The sequence below is a fragment of the Actinacidiphila oryziradicis genome, assembly GCF_005047355.1.
Lineage (GTDB): Bacteria > Actinomycetota > Actinomycetes > Streptomycetales > Streptomycetaceae > Actinacidiphila > Actinacidiphila oryziradicis.
Genome location: NZ_SUMC01000014.1, coordinates 16,316 through 31,298, shown reverse-complemented (window position 1 = coordinate 31,298; position 14,983 = coordinate 16,316). Strand labels below are relative to the sequence as shown.

Genomic DNA, 14,983 nt, shown 5'->3' with positions numbered 1-14,983 from the left:
ACATGGTGGTCGGCGCCATGGGCGGCCTGGGCCGGCCGGTCGACTGCACGAGCACGCGCAGCCTGTCGCTGGAGGGCCCCCATGTGCTGTGGCTGGTCGTGCACGGCGAGATGGACCTGTTCGCGGTCGACGCCGCCCAGCAGGGGCGCTGGCACTTCCTCGGCCGGCTCGAAACCGGCGCCCTGCTGCTCGGGCCGGCCGACGGCCCGCGGCACACCCTCCTCGGCAGGCCCCTGCAGGGGTGCGTGCTGCACCGGATCCAGCTCCGGGAATTGTTCCGGCCCGAGTACGGCGAGGAGTGGTCGTACAACAGCTCCGAAGCGGGGCTCAGCCCGCTGGAGGACGCGTTCGCCCGCGGTGTCGGACGCAGCCTGCGCCTACTGTTCGAAACGCCCGTGGACGGCCGGCCGGCGCAGGGATCCGGGCCGCCGGTACCCGGCCAGGAAACGACACCAGGAGCTGAGCGCCCGGCAGATGAGTACGAATCGGCCGACGACAGCATCCTGTGGATGCCGGTGGCACCCGGCAGCCTGCAGTACGGTGCCGCGTTCGGCCCGGAGGCGGCCGAAGACCTGCTGATCGACGGCGCCATGTGGCAGCGCCTGGTCAACCAGCAGACCCGACTGCTGTTCGCGCTGGACCGCTGGATCGACCGGCTGGAGCGGGCCCACGAGGACCGGACAGCGGCCGGCATCAAGGCCGGCGAAGCTGTTCGCGCCCAGGCGGACCAGGCGTTGCTTGCCTCCATCGACACCTCGGGGAAAGCCGCCTCCGGTCTTGTCGGGACCGCCGACGACGCCACACTCGCCGTCTGCCGCGCCGTCGCCGAAGCCGCCGGAATCAGGATCTCGGCGCCCGCCGAGGGCGGTGCGCTGGACGGCCGGATGAATCCGGTCGAGCGGATCGCGATGAGCTCCCGGTTCCGCACCCGCGTGGTCAAGCTCGCCGGGCGCTGGTGGCGGGAGAACGCCGGCCCCCTGGTCGGCCACCGTGCCGGGACCGGAGCCCCGGTCGCTCTGCTGTGGCGCCGTGGCAGGTACGAGGCGGTGGATCCCGCCACCGGTGGACGTAGGCGGATCCGCAAGGCGGACGCGGAAGAGTTCGAGCCCCGCGCCGTCATGTTCTACCGCCCGCTGCCGGACCAGCCGATGGCCGCCTGGCGGTTGCTCCGCTTCAGCCTGCGCGGCACCCGCAAGGATCTGCGCAACCTGGTCCTGGGCGGCCTGGTAGCGGTCGGGCTCGGGGCGCTGGTGCCGATCGCGACCGGACAGGTTCTCGGTGTCTACGTGCCGAACGCCGAGAACGGTTTCATCGTCCAGATGTCCCTGGCGATCGTGGCCACCACCATCGTCTCCGCGGCTTTCATGCTGCTGGAGAACATCTCCATCCTGCGCCTGGAGGGGCGTGTCGAAGCCACGCTGCAGTCGGCCGTCTGGGACCGGCTGCTGCGTCTGCCGACGAAATTCTTCACCGAGCGCTCCACCGGAGAGCTGGCCAGCGCGGCAATGGGCGTCAGCGCCATCCGCCGCGTGCTGTCCGGCATCAGCTCGGTGGCCGTACAGGCCGGCACGGTCGGCACGGTGAACCTCGCTCTGCTCCTTTGGTACAGCCCGCTGCTGACTCTGGTGGCGGTCGCCATGCTGGTCGTCATCGCCGCGGTGTTCCTCGGTATGGGCCTGTGGCAGCTGCGGTGGCAGCGCCGGTTGATCGTGCTCAACAACAAGCTGAACAACCAGGCCTTCCAGACCCTGCGCGGACTGCCCAAACTGCGCGTTGCCGCAGCGGAGAGCTTCGCCTACGCGGCCTGGGCCCGGGAGTTCGCCCGCAGCCGCGAGCTGCAGCAGCGGGTGGGCCGGATGAAGAACCTGATCACGGTCGTCAACGCGGTCTATCTGCCGCTCTGTACGCTCATCATGTTCATGTTGCTCGCCGGTCCGGCCCGCGGGACGTTGTCGGTGAGCAGCTTCCTCACCTTCAACACCGCCGTGACGATGATGCTGACCTCGGTGACCCAGCTCACCGGCGCGCTCATCTCGGCCGCCTCCGTACTGCCGCTGTTCGAGCAGATCAAGCCAGTGCTTGACGAGACGCCCGAGGTACGCGGGGGAAGCACGGCACCCGGCACCCTCTCCGGCGCGATCGAGGCCAGAGACCTGTCCTTCAGGTACGCCGAGGACGCCCCCCTGGTCCTCGACAACGTGTCCTTCCAGGTGCTGCCGGGCGAGTTCGTCGCGATCGTCGGAGCCAGCGGCTGCGGCAAGTCGACCTTGCTCCGGCTGCTCATCGGCTTCGACAAACCCGTCTCCGGCGGTGTGCTCTACGACGGTCAGGACCTGGCGGCCCTCGACCAGGCAGCCGTCCGCCGTCAGTGCGGAGTCGTCCTGCAGAACGCACAGCCGTTCACCGGATCGATTCTGGACTGCATCTGCGGTGTCGAGATGTTCTCCCTGGAAGAGGCGTGGGAGGCCGCCGGGATGGCGGGCCTGGCCGAGGACATCAAGCGCATGCCGATGGGCATGCACACCGTGCTCTCCGATGGCGGCGGCACCGTCTCCGGCGGCCAGCGGCAACGCCTTATGATCGCCCAGGCCCTGATCCGCCGCCCGCGCATCCTGTTCTTCGACGAAGCCACCAGCGCGCTGGACAACGAGACCCAGCGCATCGTCATCGAAAGCACCCGCAAGCTGCGCTCCACCCGCGTCGTGATCGCCCACCGGCTGTCCACCGTCATGGACGCCGACCGGGTGATCGTCATGTCGGACGGCCGGGTCGTCCAACAGGGTTCGCCCGCCGAACTGCTCGCCGACACCGGCGGCCTCTTCCACGAGCTGGTCCGCCGTCAGATCAGCTAAGAGACCGCCGCGTCCTGGTGGTGACCTTCGCGGAGTCCGGCCTGCTCGTGGTCGGCTTCTTTCTCCCCGGTGACACCCTGCTCTTCCCAGCCGGAGTGCTGTGCGCAGGCGGGACACACGGCAGCCCACGGCTCACCCTGTGGCAGGTGCTCATCTGCGCGGCCGTCGGGATGACCGCCGGGGCACAGGTGGGCTCTCGTCCGTCCCCCGCGTCGACCAGTACCTGCTGCCACTCGTCGCCGTCGCCGTTGCGCTGTCCTTCCTGCCCATCGCCGTCGAGCTGCGCCGTGGCCGGCAGGCCAGGTCACGCAAGGGAGACCGTCAGCCGTGAGCCACCTCCGGCGGCCGCTGTGCCAGCAGGGCGTGGAACCGTTCGGCGAAGAGGTAGGCGTCCCCGGGCCAGCGGGCCGAGAGGTAGTTGCCGTCCTGCACGACGAAGGCGTGCGAGTGGTCGGTCGCCGTGCCCCGTGCCAGCGATCGCGGGCCCCGCTCGAACCAGTCCGGGGCAGCCAGAGCGGCTCTGACCTCGTCCTCGACATACGCCGGGTACGTCCGGTAGTACCGTCCCAGGCGCCAGGCGGTGGAGTAGTAGGCGGCCCGTTCCATGCTCTTGGGCAGACAGGTGGTGCGCCGGTCCGCGAGCACGCTCCGGCCGGTGGCCGGATCCCGGGTTCGGGCGAGGACCAGGACGCCGTGGCAGATGGCTGCGACCGGGCGGCCCAGCGCCCAGAAACGGGCGACCTGCTCCTGCAGGGCGGCCGAGCCGAGGTACTGCCGCATGCCGGGGGCGTGGCCGCCGGGCAGGAGCAGACCGTCGTAGTCCGCGGGGTGCAGGGTGCGCCAGCTGACCGGCCGGCGGAACTCGGGCGCCTCAGCGAGCTGCCCGTACCAGGCGCGGGCCTCCGGCTCGGCGCCGAGTTTCCCGAAAAGGACCCCGGTGAGCAGGCGCGGGTCGCAGCGCGGAGTGATGCCTCCCTCCTCGGTGGCGAAGGTGACAGAGTGTCCGAGGTCGGTGAGCAGCCGCCACGGAACCGCCACCTCGGTGGTGTCGAAGTCGCTGTCGGGCACCGGCACAAGCAGTTTCACTGTGATCCTTCTTTGAGCGCCGCCCAACCGCCGGCCGACATTGCTGCCGCTGAAATTGAACGCCGGACCGGACAGACACCGCCGATTCGATCACCATAGCCCCAGCCGGTCCGGCGACAACCGAGGAGCCCGAACGACATGAAGCTGTACGCACAGACCCGGATCCGCCGGAGCCGCCAGGCGCTCGGCGATCTGTCCATCGTCGCCTGGATAGCGCTGTGGGGCTGGATCGCTTGGCTGGTCCACGGTGCGATCATGAAACTGGCGGTGCCGGGGCGCAGCCTGGAGGACGCCGGTACGCGGCTCGCCTCCGACCTCGACTCGGCCGGGAACCAGGCCGGCTCCGTGCCGTTCGTGGGCGACTCGCTCAAGAAGCCGTTGGTGAGCGCCGGAGGGGCGGGAACCCAACTGGCCCAGGCAGGACAGGCAGAACAGGACGCGGTCGCCCACCTGGCAATGCTCTTCGCCCTCATGGCGTTCGCCGTTCCCGTCGTGCTGGTCCTGTTGCTGTGGCTGCCACGCCGGTTGCGGTGGATGCGTCGGGCCTCAATCGTCCAGCGATTGCTGGACACCGATGGCGGCGGCGAGCTGTTCGCACTACGAGCACTGGTCGGACCGCTCCCGGCGCTGGCCGCCGTGAGCCGGCTGTACGGTGACCCGGCCGCGGCCTGGCGGCGCGGCGACCCGGACGCGACGGCAGAACTCAGCCGCCTCGGCCTCGCCCGGCTCGGACTCCGTCCTGAAGGCCGCCGCTACGGGGGACGGCTCCGCCGCGACCGCGGCGCCGACGGCCGATGACGGGACCGGCCGGCCGATCAGGCCGTCGCGACGGCCCGATCGGCCGGCCGGGCGTCTGTCGGCAACCCATGGACAAGACGGCGCGGGGTTGACGTCGCTCACCCCCGCCCGCCCCGGGGGAGCGGGGCGGGCGGGGGCGGACCCGGGTCAGTGCAGCGCGGGGGGTGCGGCCGAGGGGGCGGTGCCCCAGCCGGAGGGGGCGCTGCCGGTGGTGAGGGTCAGATCCCGCGAGCGGCGGATGCCGGCGGTCGTCAGATAGGTCTTGTCATAGGCCGCGCCGTCCAGCCGGACCGACTGTACGTACCGGTCGGTGTCCGAAGTGCCCGGCGCGCTGACCGTGAACCGGCCGTGCGGGTACCACCGGCGGTCCAGAGTGAGATCCACCTGGTCGAAGACCGGGGTGCTCAGGCCCCAGGTGTCGGTGCCAGGCTGCACCGGGAAGATGCCGATGGCGGACAGCACCATCCACGACGACATGGTTCCCAGATCGTCGTTCCCCGTCATGCCGGTGGGAGTGTCGGTGAACAGGGTGAGTGCGGCGTGCACCACGTCGGTGGTCTGCCACGGCCGGCCGGTCGACAGATAGCTGTACGGGGCGATGAGGTCGGGCTCGTTCTGCGGGTTGTACTTGTCGGCGTTGTAGTAGTCGTACGGGCCGTTGACCCACACCGTGCGGGCCGTCCCGGCCGGATCCGCCAGAAGCCGGTCGTAGGCGAAGAACGAGTCGAGCCGGGCGTTGGCCGCGTCGTTGCCGCCGATCAGGCTCACCATCCCTGGCAGGTCCTGGGGGACCAGCCACTGGTACTGCCATGCGGTGCCCTCGTGGAAGCCGACGCTCTGGGCGGGCTCGGCCGGTCCGGTGAAGGCCCCGTTGGCGTCGCGGGCCCGGAAGAATCCCGTGCTGGTGTCGAAGATCCTGCGGTAGTTCTGCGCCCGCGCCGCGTAGCGCTTCGCGTCCGCCGTGTGGCCGAGGTCGCCGGCCATCTGCCCGAGCATGGCGTCGGCGAGGGCGTATTCCAGCGTCGCCGAGGCGCCGTGGTCGAAGTCGGAGTCGCCGGGCTTCCGGTGCTGCCACCCCTCGATGTACGGCGCGAATCCGGACGCCAGGTACTGCGCGTTGGCCTCGCGGCCCACGGCGGGGGAGTCGGCCGGCGGGACGCCGTCGGCGTTCTTCTTCAACGCCCGGTACGCCTCCTCCTCATGGCCGCCCAACAGCCCTTGCTGGTAGGCGTTGGTGAGGTACGGGGTTACCGGGTCGCCGGTCATGATGTTGGTTTCGACCGTGCCGTAGCCCCACTTGGGCAGCCAGCCGCTCTCGGCGTCGATCCGCAGCACCGACAGTGCCATGTCCCGTGCCTCGGCAGGTGCGAGGAGCGACAGGAGCTGCGCCTGGGTGCGGTAGGTGTCCCACAGGGACCAGTTCTGGTAGTACGTGAAGCCGGTGGCCCGGTGCTTCTTCTGGTCCCAGCCGGTGTAGCGGCCGTCGGCGTCGCTGCCGATGTTGGGGGCCAGGAAGGACCGGTAGAGGGAGGAGTAGAAGGTGCGGCGCAGCGTGGTGCTGCCGCCGTGGACCTGGACGGCTTCCAGCCGCTTCTCCCATGCCCTGCGGGCGGCCTCGGCGGTGTGGCGGAAGCTGCCGCCGCCCTCGGCCCGTAGATTGCCCGCGGCGCCGGCCGCGTCCACATAGCTGATGGCGGTGGTGGCCTCGACGACCTGGTTGTGAGTTGTGTCGAACCGGACATACGCGCCGTTGCGACCGGTGCTGGTGGAACTGGCCGAGCCCTGGGTCACCTGGCTGCCGTTCCACGTTCCGTAGGAGGCGAACGGCCGGTTGAAACGGGTGATCGTGTAGAGCGTGTACGGCTTGGTGTCCTGGCAGAAGCCGCTGCCGGTGATCGTGGTGCGTACGGTCCGCGCATCGAGGACCTCGACGGTCGTCGACAGGGTCCGGTGCAGCGACTGGCCGGCGTTGAGCAGGACGTTGGCGTGGTCGGTGGCGGGAAACGTATAGCGCTGGCGGCCGGTGCGCGCGGTGGCGGTCAGCTCGGCGGTGATCCCGCCGTAGGACGTCAGCTTGACCTTGTAGTAGCCGGGACTGGCCTGCTCGTTGTCATGACTGAACTCGGCGGCGTACTTGGCGTAGTCGGTTTCGGTCACCTCGCCGGTCGTCGGGAGCACCGGCAGGTCCCCGCCGAGGCCGCAGCCGACGCCGGACAGATGAATGGCGCTGAAGCCGCGGATGTGTGAGTCCGCGTAGTCGTATCCCGTGCTGTGGCCGGTGTCCGGGGAGAGCTGCAGCATGCCGAACGGCACCGCCGCACCGGGGTAGGTGTTGCCTTCGTTCTGCGTGCCGATGAAGGGATTCACCAGGTCGGTAAGCGGCTCCGGGCGGTCTGCCGCCTGCACGGGCGACGGCACTGCGGACAGAAGCAGAGCGGCGAAGGCGGCAGCCACCCCGTAGGTGCGCAGCCTGGCGGGACCGGTCCATCTCATCGTTCACGACCTTTCCGGGCGTATGACATCGTTGTCATCTTCTCAACCTGGACTGCCCGCAGAGCTTCCCGTCTGGTCCTATTCATGTCAAGGGGGTCGTGGGTGTGTTGGGGGAAGTGGGGAGTTGGCGAATCGTCCTCCGGGGCCGTACGACGCCTTGACTCTCCCGACTTGCGGAAGTCAGTCTGTGTGACAACGTTGTCCCGGAGGAAATCCGGATTCGGGCGCGACTTGTCAGCGGCACGGCAGAGCTCTTGTCCACCGGCTGCTGTGCGAGTACCGTCCCATCCGCTACCAGCCCTTGACAACGATGTCCAGCCAGCCCCGCGCGCACTGGAACACCGGACAGAGAGCGAGCTCCTCAGATGACCTCATCGTTCCCCAGCACCCGGAATGTCACCCGGCGCGGATTACTGCGCGGAGCCGCCACTGGAGCCGGAGCCGCAGCGGTACTCGGGCTGCTGGGCACACCCGCCGCACGGGCCGAGCCGGCGGCCCTCGCCGCCGGCCGCCCGAACCGGCTGCCCGGGGCGGACCGGGCGAAGGCGGCGCAGGTCCGAGCCGAGTTCCTGCACGGCTGGAACGGCTACAAGAAGACCGCCTGGGGCCACGACGAGGTGAGACCCGTCTCCGGCGGGACCAATGAGTTCTTTGTTGCCGGGCAGCCGATCGCGCTGTCGGTGATCGAGGCGCTGGACACGCTGTACCTGCTGGAGCTGGACGACGATCTGCGTACGAGTTGCGACTACCTGGAGCAGCACCTCGACCTGGACATCGACGGCAACTTCCACGTCTTCGAGGCCATCATCCGCGTGGTCGGAGGGCTGCTGTCCGGCTACCTGGTCACCCGGCGCCCCAAGCTGCTCGACCTGGCCCGTGAGGCCACCGACCGGCTGCTGCCGGCATTCACCAAGTCGCCCACGGGCCTGCCGTACACGCAGGTCAACATGCGCACCGGAGCGGTGTCGGGGAACACCCCGCCGCTGGCCGAGATCGGGACGAACATCCTTGAGTTCGGGGTGCTCTCCCAGCTGACGGGAGATCAGAAGTATTACCAGGCAGCCAAGACGGCCTACCGGGAGACGATGCGCCGGATCTCGCCGCTGGGTCTGCTCGGGACGTCGATCAATGTCGAGACCGGCGCCTGGGCCGATGAAACGGACACGGCCCCGAACCCGCCGGTGGACTCCTTCTACGAGTACCTGTGGGGCGGCTGGGAGCTGTTCGGCGACCGCGACCTGCTGAACTGGTACCGCCAGACCACGGACGCACTGCTGCGCCGGCAGGCGGTGACGGTGGACGGCAACCTGTGGTTCCGGCAGGTCGACATGAACACCGGGGCGACCACCGGCACCCGGAGCTCGGAACTGGCCGCCTTCTACGCCGGCCTGCTCGCCATGGGCGGCGACCCGGCGCACGGCGAGGCGTACTACCGGTCCTGGTCGGCGGTGATGGACCACTACCCGGTGCTGCCCGAGGAGATCGACTACACTACGTTGGCCGCCACGCAGAAGGGCAACCAGCTGCGGCCGGAATATGCGAACTCCTCGTTCAACCTGTTCCAGCTGACCGGCGGACAGGAGTGGCGCGACACTGCCTGGAAGTACTTCCAAGGGATGAAGAACCTGCGGGTGGACGGCGGTTACACCATCGCCGACGACGTCACGGTCGCCCCGTTCGCGCTCGGAGACCTCACACCCGGGTACTGGTTCGCCGAGAACATGAAGTACCTGTATCTCACCTTCGCCGACTCTCCGCGCTACGACTACCGCACGGGCTACCTCTCCACCGAGGGCAAGCTGCTGCGCGGTGTGCGCTGACCCGCTGCCTACCGCCTGCGGCGTCGCCGGGCGGACCGGGGTCCCAGAACGCGTGACCGGCGCTGTGGCCGCAAACCTCCGCCGCGTCGCGCGGCCTGCGGCCGCCAGGGCCTGTCCGGCGGATCGTGGGCGGCCGCCGCGCTGGGGGCACCTCCCGTTGGCAGCCGGGGGAGGTTTGCTCGCGCCCGCCGCGGAGCAGCTGCGGTGCCCGCAGCGGCGAAGGGGCCGTTCATGATCCGCCGGACTGGCCCTGGTCATCAATCGCCGGACGGGCTCATTTTCTGAGCCCGTCCGGGGGCAGCCCCCAGCGTTGGCCGGGCGATACCGAGGATGGAACCGGTGATCCAACCATCCGCGTCCAGGCGGCGGGCCGGGGCTGGGCACGGCTCGCCCGATGGGTTGACACTCCGTCAGCTGGACCCCATCATCGGGTGGAACTTGACGGGCAGTCTCCCGCATTCCGCTGCTCGAACGGATGTTGTCTGGAGCAACGGGCTCCTTCACCGCCACCTCCGGCATCACCGGAGCGAGCCAGGACGGCAGCTACGTCTGTCTCACCGGCGTCGCCGCGGGCAGCTACAGCGTGACCGCCTCCGGCCTGGGCAACCCCACGGCGCCGACAGCGCCGGGCACCAGTGCCCTGCGTGCCGGCTTCACCCGGTGTACCGGCGAGGGCGGCACGTGCTCCTTCCGCGGCACTCGCCTCCCGCAGTTCCTCCGCAACAGTTGCGCCACCCGCCCGAGCTCGGCAGGGAGATATCCATGGCACTACTCGATCGTCGGATGCCCAGGGGACTCCTGGCCATCGTCACCGTGGTCGCGGCGTTGGTCGCGGCGTTGCTCACCGCCCCGACGCACGCCGTCGCCGCCACCGCCGTGTGTGCTTTGTCCTGCGACACCCGGGACCCATCGCTCGCCCAGCAGGAGAGCTTCCCGGTGGCCGACAAGGCCATCAACGGCCGGACGCTGCGACTGCACGTGTCCGGCGCGGACGACATGGCGTGGGCCAGTATCGACGGTGGCGTGAGCGGCGACTCGGTCTGGATCGACCGGTCCTGGGACGGCGGCGCCACCTGGGAGGGGCTGCTGGGCAAGGCGAGCATCCCCAGCACCTGGACCGGCACCAGGACGCTCATGTACAACATCACCGATCCCAGCGGCCACCGGCGCGGACTGGTCCGCGCCTGCGGCGACGCGAGCGCGGTGGCCTGCACGGGCTGGGTCTACCCGACCGTCTGCGACACGCTCTGCGACGGCACCGACGCCGCTCAGGCCGCCGGTGACGACCAGCCGGTGTCGTCGACCACCCTGTACGGCCGCACCATCCGACTGCATGTGGACCAGAAGAACTCCATGGCCTGGGGCAGCATCGACACCGGCGGCTCCGGCGACGAGATCTGGCTGGACCGCTCCTGGGACGGCGGGTCGAGCTGGCCCGACGGATCCTCGCTCGGCCGCACCAGTACGCCGTCCGGAGCCACCACGACCCGCACCGCGATGTACGCCACCCGTGACCCGCGCGGTCTCCTCTACGGCGGTGCGGTCCGCGCCTGCGGCCGGGAGGCCAGCCACCAGGAGGGAAGCTGCACCGCGTGGGTACGGCCCGCGCCGTCCAGGGCGCGCGCGGCGGCGGACGCGCTGATGTCCTCGTACGACCCGTACAACGGCTGGTGGCCGAGCAGTTGGTGGAATTCCGCCGCCACCCTCACCTCTCTCATCGACTTCGCCAAGACCACCGGCACCCATGACTACGACTGGGTCATCGCGCGCACCTTCGACCAGAACAAGGGCACCTTCGCCGCGGGCGTGCGCAGCTCGGACGCGATCGAGGGCGACTTCATCAGCCGGGCCATCGACGACGCGGGCTGGTGGGCCGTGGCCTGGCTGGACGCGTACGACTACACCGGCAACTCCCGCTACCTGAACGAGGCGGTGACCATCACCAACTACGTCAACCAGTACTGGGACACCGGCACTTGCGGCGGCGGCGTGTGGTGGGACCGCGAGCGCACCTACAAGAACGCCGTGACCAACGGGCTGTACCTGTGGCTGACCGCGTCATTGCATCAGCGCATCAGCGGCGACACCCTGTGGCTCCAGCGGGCGACGACAGCCGCGGCCTGGTACAGGTCCAGCGGGCTGATCAACTCCTCGGGGCTGGTGAACGACGGGCTGAACTCGGCCTGCGCGAACAACGGACAGACCGTCTACAGCTACAACCAGGGGCTGGCCATCGGCGGCTTCGTCGAACTGTGGAAGTCGACCGGGGACAGCGCACTGCTGACCACCGCCCGCACCCTGGCCGACGCCGCGATGACCAGCTCGCAGCTGACCAGCAACGGGGTGCTCACCGAGTCCTGCGACGTCGGCTCGGCGACCTGCGACGACAACGGGAAGCAGTTCAAGGGCATCTTCATGCGCCACTTCGCCGACCTCGCTGCGGCCACCGGGGCGGCCACCTACAAGGCGTACATCCAGAAGCAGTCGGACACGCTGTGGGCGAACGACCGCACCTCCCTCAACGCCCTCGGTGAGCGCTGGGCCGGCACCAGCCCCAACCAGGCGGACTGGCGCACCCAGGCCAGCGCGCTCGGCGCACTCACAGCCGCCGGATAAGGGCGCCTCAACGGACATTGCGCGGGCGGTACTGGATGCTGATGCGCGGGCCGACGGGCTTGGCGGTCTTGGGAATCGCGTGGTCCCAGGTGCGCTGGCAGGACCCGCCCATGACGATCAGGTCCCCGTGGCCCAGCGGCTGCCGGACGGTCCGGCCCTTGCTGTCGCGCGGTCGCAGCAGCAGGGGGCGTGGCTCTCCGACGGAGACGATGGCCACCATCGTGTCCCGGGTGTCGCCCCGGCCGATCCGGTCGCCGTGCCAGGCGACGCTGTCGCGGCCGTCGCGGTAGTAGCAGAGGCCGGCGGTGACGAAGGGCTCGCCGAGCTCGGCGGCGTAGTGCTCGCTGAGCGCCTGGCGCGCCTCGGCCAGGATGGGATGGGGGAGTGTGTCGTCGGCGTCATAGAAGGAGAGCAGCCGGGGCACGTCCACCTCGCGGTCGTACATGTGCCGCCGCTCGGCCTGCCACGGTACCCGCCTGGCCAGTACTTCGAACAGCGCGTCGGCGCCGCTCACCCAGCCCCGTCGCACGTCGATCCACGCGTCGTGGCTGAGCACTGTACGGCGGACCGGGTCCAGCGGGCCCAGGCCGACCTCGTCGGTCTCATCGAAGAGTGAGCCCTGCAGGTAGATGGCCATACCGACAGTTTACACTCCGAGTAGAACGTATGATCTAATCCGTCTCCCTGAGTGCGCTCTCCTCGGGAGATCGGTGGAGCCGCCGGCGCCACCGATGTGCGCCGGCGGCCCTACGCCGTACGTACTGCGCGTATTGCCCGCGGGTCGTCAGAACACGAAGGGACCGGGGGACTGGGTGGAGGTGGCGGTGCAGGTGGCGGTGATGCCGAGCACCACGACTGTCAGCGATGTCGCCGACAGGCTGTCGCCCGAGGCCACCGTGCCGGTGAGCGGCCCGGTCGACACGGCGCTACCGGCCGCGAGCGCCGGGTTGGAGCTGCCGGTGAACGTGGTGGTCCCGGAGCCGTTCTCGGTCAGGGTGAGTGTCGACTTGACCGAGTTCGCCGAGATGGCGATCGGGGTGGTGATCGCCGACGTCGACACGTTGATGGTCGCCGCTGTCCCGCTCGCGGAGGCCGTGAGTGTCGCCGATCCCGAACCCCAGATACCGCAATTGAACGAAATGGTGGCGGTGGTGGGCGTCACCGCGTCCGCTACGGGTGCCATTACGAGCACACCTGCGACGGTCGCAGCGGTGCCCAGCACCGCGCTGATCGCGAGCTTGCCGCGTTTCATGGAATTCCCTTCCGGCTGCCGCATGGTGGAAGCGGCGCACCACGGCTCGCCCGGTGGCATGGCCAGGTCCACACGGCGGCGGCGCGCTCCGAGAAGGCCGGCTCTGTGCGGGGCCGCGGCTCAGACCCCGCGCCGACCTTGAGAAGATGATGACCCCTCAGCTTTCAGGGACCACCCTTATTGATGCGCGCGTCCCGGAAGAAGGCAAGAGACATTTCCATGAGTTTTGGCATGCTCGCTTCAATGCTTCCGCCGACGGGTGTACTTCGTCCCCCACCGCAACGGCGCGGCATGCCGGTGGTGGACGGCGTGGCTGCCGCGGTGCGTCTGGCCGAGTCCCTGGTGGCGCTGGGCCTCTCCACCAGCCGCGCCGGCTCCTACGCGAAGCCGCTGCCCAAGCAGCGCCGGTGGGGCCCGCCGGAAGGGTGGTCCAGCCCTCCGGCCGGCCCGCCCCCGGACCGCGGGGCAGAAGATCACTGACGACAGGGGCGCCGGGGCCGGCCGGTGTGCGGGCCTGCTCGTCCCAGATCTCGGCACCCGGGACGATGCGGCAGGGGTCCGGCACCGCGGCCGCCCGCCCCTTGACGGTGCCGTCAGGATGCCGCGTTCATCAGGTCGACGGCGCTCTGCTGGCGGGCGGCGTCGGTCGTGTCGAGCGGGCCGGCCCAGTGCAGCCCGTACGCGTCGAGCGCGTTGCGGTCGTTTGCGTACGCGGAGTCGGCCTGCCGCCCGATGTACGAGGTGTAGGGGCGGTCGGACAGCTGGGCGTTGAAGGCGCTCAGCCCTCGGATGCAGGCGCCCTTGAAGGTGGGGCCGTCGGCGCCGCAGTCGCCCGTCTCGCACGGCTCCCGCAGGATTCCGCCGGAGTTCAGCGAAACGGAGGTGGTCAAGGCGTCACCGATCTGCCGGCCCGCGGTCAGCAGGGCCGAGGTTCCGGTGGCACGATACAGCTCCGCCAGACCGCCGAGCAGTACGCCCTGGTTGTACGACCAGGTGGTGGCCCCGTTGTTGCCGCAGGTCGACAGACTGATGCCGTCGTTCACCAGGTGCGAGCTGTTGATCATGCCGGTGCCGCTGAACCACGACCACTCCGCGTTGGCCCGGCCGAGGTAGACCGTGTCGCCCGCGATGCGGTTGTGCAGCGCGGCGTTCAGCTCCAGGTAGAGGGAGTTCTCGATGGCGTTCTTGTAGGTCTTGGCGGTGCTCCACCACACGCCGCCGCCGCACACCGAGTCCCAGTACCGCGCCATGTAGTCCGCGTCGGCGCGGGCGGTGGTCAGGTATCTGCTGTCGCCGGTCAGGTCGTACGCGTCGACCCAGGCCAGTCCCCACCACCCCGAGTCGTCGATGTAGTCGTTGGTGAAGTTGCCGCTCTGGGCGGACAGATTGCGGTCGTAGGTGTTGGCGATGGCGTACTTGTAGCTGCCCATTCCGGTGACGCGGATGTTGTCGATGACGGCGGTCAGGGCGTTGGCGGAGTTCCACCAGCCGGTGGTGTCGAACAGGCCGGTGCTGTTGTTGTAGGACTGCATCAGCGCGGTGGCCGCCGCGGTCGGGCGGCTGGACGCGTTCCAGGTCGTGCGAGCCCACGGCGTGCACGCGATCTCGATACGGTCACCGGCCTTGCCGCAGGCCCGGAGTGCGCCGACGCCGAGATTGTTCCAGTCGTCGACGTTGTACATCAGGGTGCGCCAGCCGGTCTGGCCGGTCGGGACGGTGGTGTCGCCGAGCTTGCTGCCCGAGCTCCAGGTGCGGCCGCCGTCGAAGGAACGGTCGAGCCAGACCTCGTCGGTCGGGCTTCCGCCTGCGATCGAGGCCCAGCCCATCGCGTCGTTGTCGTCGAAGTGCAGGACGAGGTTCCGGGAGTAGATGGTCGCGGTCACCGGTTGCCGGTCCTGCGAGGAAAGCGCGGCGTCACGGCCGTCGCAGTACTTGTTGCACACGGTTGCCTGGGCCGCGGCGACCGCGACGCCCGCGGTCGCCGGGATCAGGAGAGCGAGGGTCGCGATCAGGCCGACCCCGGCTCTTCGCGTTCTACTTTCTCTTGAGCTCATGTCAGCTCCGAA

The 14,983-nt window shown here is 69.6% G+C and carries 10 protein-coding genes and 2 pseudogenes; 7 read left to right on the top strand and 5 right to left on the bottom strand.

Annotated elements, in window-relative coordinates; translation table 11 throughout:
- Window positions 1-2 precede the first annotated feature (2 nt).
- From FCI23_RS16910 to FCI23_RS63755, 3 genes and pseudogenes are all read left to right on the top strand, one after another.
- On the top strand, window positions 3-2,852 hold the full coding sequence (locus FCI23_RS16910) for an NHLP bacteriocin export ABC transporter permease/ATPase subunit (RefSeq protein ID WP_136724829.1): 2,850 nt from the start codon (window positions 3-5) through the stop codon (window positions 2,850-2,852).
- An 11-nt stretch (window positions 2,853-2,863) separates the two neighbouring features.
- Window positions 2,864-3,046, top strand: a pseudogene (locus FCI23_RS63760) (DedA family protein); the annotation flags it as partial.
- Window positions 2,992-3,183, top strand: a complete 192-nt coding sequence (locus FCI23_RS63755; RefSeq protein ID WP_407645976.1) for a hypothetical protein — start codon at window positions 2,992-2,994, stop codon at window positions 3,181-3,183. The pseudogene FCI23_RS63760 and the gene FCI23_RS63755, both read left to right, overlap by 55 nt.
- On the opposite strand, the gene FCI23_RS16900 is transcribed toward FCI23_RS63755, so the two are convergent.
- Entirely contained in the window at window positions 3,174-3,938 is a 765-nt protein-coding gene (locus FCI23_RS16900) for a type 1 glutamine amidotransferase domain-containing protein (protein WP_136724733.1), read from the bottom strand. The genes FCI23_RS63755 and FCI23_RS16900 overlap by 10 nt on opposite strands.
- Before the next feature lie 138 nt (window positions 3,939-4,076).
- Between FCI23_RS16900 and FCI23_RS16895 the strand changes: the two genes are divergently transcribed.
- Window positions 4,077-4,736 (top strand): hypothetical protein, encoded by a 660-nt coding sequence (locus tag FCI23_RS16895; RefSeq protein WP_136724732.1) that lies wholly within the window; start codon window positions 4,077-4,079, stop codon window positions 4,734-4,736.
- Between the two features lie 147 nt (window positions 4,737-4,883).
- Here FCI23_RS16895 and FCI23_RS16890 read toward each other — a convergent pair whose 3' ends face one another.
- On the bottom strand, window positions 4,884-7,229 hold the full coding sequence (locus tag FCI23_RS16890) for a GH92 family glycosyl hydrolase (protein ID WP_136724731.1): 2,346 nt from the start codon (window positions 7,227-7,229) through the stop codon (window positions 4,884-4,886).
- Window positions 7,230-7,594: 365 nt separating this feature from the next.
- Between FCI23_RS16890 and FCI23_RS16885 the strand changes: the two genes are divergently transcribed.
- On the top strand, window positions 7,595-9,049 hold the full coding sequence (locus tag FCI23_RS16885; RefSeq protein ID WP_136724730.1) for a glycoside hydrolase family 47 protein: 1,455 nt from the start codon (window positions 7,595-7,597) through the stop codon (window positions 9,047-9,049).
- A gap of 762 nt (window positions 9,050-9,811) precedes the next feature.
- The gene (locus FCI23_RS16875) at window positions 9,812-11,665 is read left to right on the top strand and encodes a glycoside hydrolase family 76 protein (RefSeq protein WP_211265358.1); all 1,854 of its coding nucleotides are present in this window, start codon (window positions 9,812-9,814) and stop codon (window positions 11,663-11,665) included.
- 7 nt (window positions 11,666-11,672) lie between these two features.
- Here FCI23_RS16875 and FCI23_RS16870 read toward each other — a convergent pair whose 3' ends face one another.
- Together FCI23_RS16870 and FCI23_RS16865 are read right to left on the bottom strand one after the other, a co-directional pair.
- Window positions 11,673-12,302: an alpha-ketoglutarate-dependent dioxygenase AlkB gene (locus FCI23_RS16870; protein WP_136724728.1), complete on the bottom strand. Its 630-nt coding sequence runs from the start codon at window positions 12,300-12,302 to the stop codon at window positions 11,673-11,675.
- Between the two features lie 147 nt (window positions 12,303-12,449).
- Window positions 12,450-12,917 (bottom strand): hypothetical protein, encoded by a 468-nt coding sequence (locus tag FCI23_RS16865; RefSeq protein ID WP_136724727.1) that lies wholly within the window; start codon window positions 12,915-12,917, stop codon window positions 12,450-12,452.
- A 288-nt stretch (window positions 12,918-13,205) separates the two neighbouring features.
- Here FCI23_RS16865 and FCI23_RS16860 point away from each other — a divergent pair.
- A pseudogene (locus tag FCI23_RS16860) lies at window positions 13,206-13,397 on the top strand (aspartate/glutamate racemase family protein); the annotation flags it as partial.
- 113 nt (window positions 13,398-13,510) lie between these two features.
- Here the strand turns inward: FCI23_RS16860 and FCI23_RS16855 are convergent.
- Entirely contained in the window at window positions 13,511-14,971 is a 1,461-nt protein-coding gene (locus FCI23_RS16855) for a glycoside hydrolase family 76 protein (RefSeq protein WP_136724726.1), read from the bottom strand.
- Between the last annotated feature and the right edge of the window lie 12 nt (window positions 14,972-14,983).

Bases quoted from the DNA above. Each gene is read 5' to 3' on its own strand.
- FCI23_RS16890 (WP_136724731.1), bottom strand. From the start codon at position 7,229: ATGAGATGGACCGGTCCCGCCAGGCTGCGCACCTACGGGGTGGCTGCC.
- FCI23_RS16885 (WP_136724730.1), top strand. From the start codon at position 7,595: ATGACCTCATCGTTCCCCAGCACCCGGAATGTCACCCGGCGCGGATTA.
- FCI23_RS16910 (WP_136724829.1), top strand. From the start codon at position 3: ATGGTGGTCGGCGCCATGGGCGGCCTGGGCCGGCCGGTCGACTGCACG.
- FCI23_RS16875 (WP_211265358.1), top strand. From the start codon at position 9,812: ATGGCACTACTCGATCGTCGGATGCCCAGGGGACTCCTGGCCATCGTC.
- FCI23_RS16865 (WP_136724727.1), bottom strand. From the start codon at position 12,917: ATGAAACGCGGCAAGCTCGCGATCAGCGCGGTGCTGGGCACCGCTGCG.
- FCI23_RS16870 (WP_136724728.1), bottom strand. From the start codon at position 12,302: ATGGCCATCTACCTGCAGGGCTCACTCTTCGATGAGACCGACGAGGTC.
- FCI23_RS16895 (WP_136724732.1), top strand. From the start codon at position 4,077: ATGAAGCTGTACGCACAGACCCGGATCCGCCGGAGCCGCCAGGCGCTC.
- FCI23_RS16855 (WP_136724726.1), bottom strand. From the start codon at position 14,971: ATGAGCTCAAGAGAAAGTAGAACGCGAAGAGCCGGGGTCGGCCTGATC.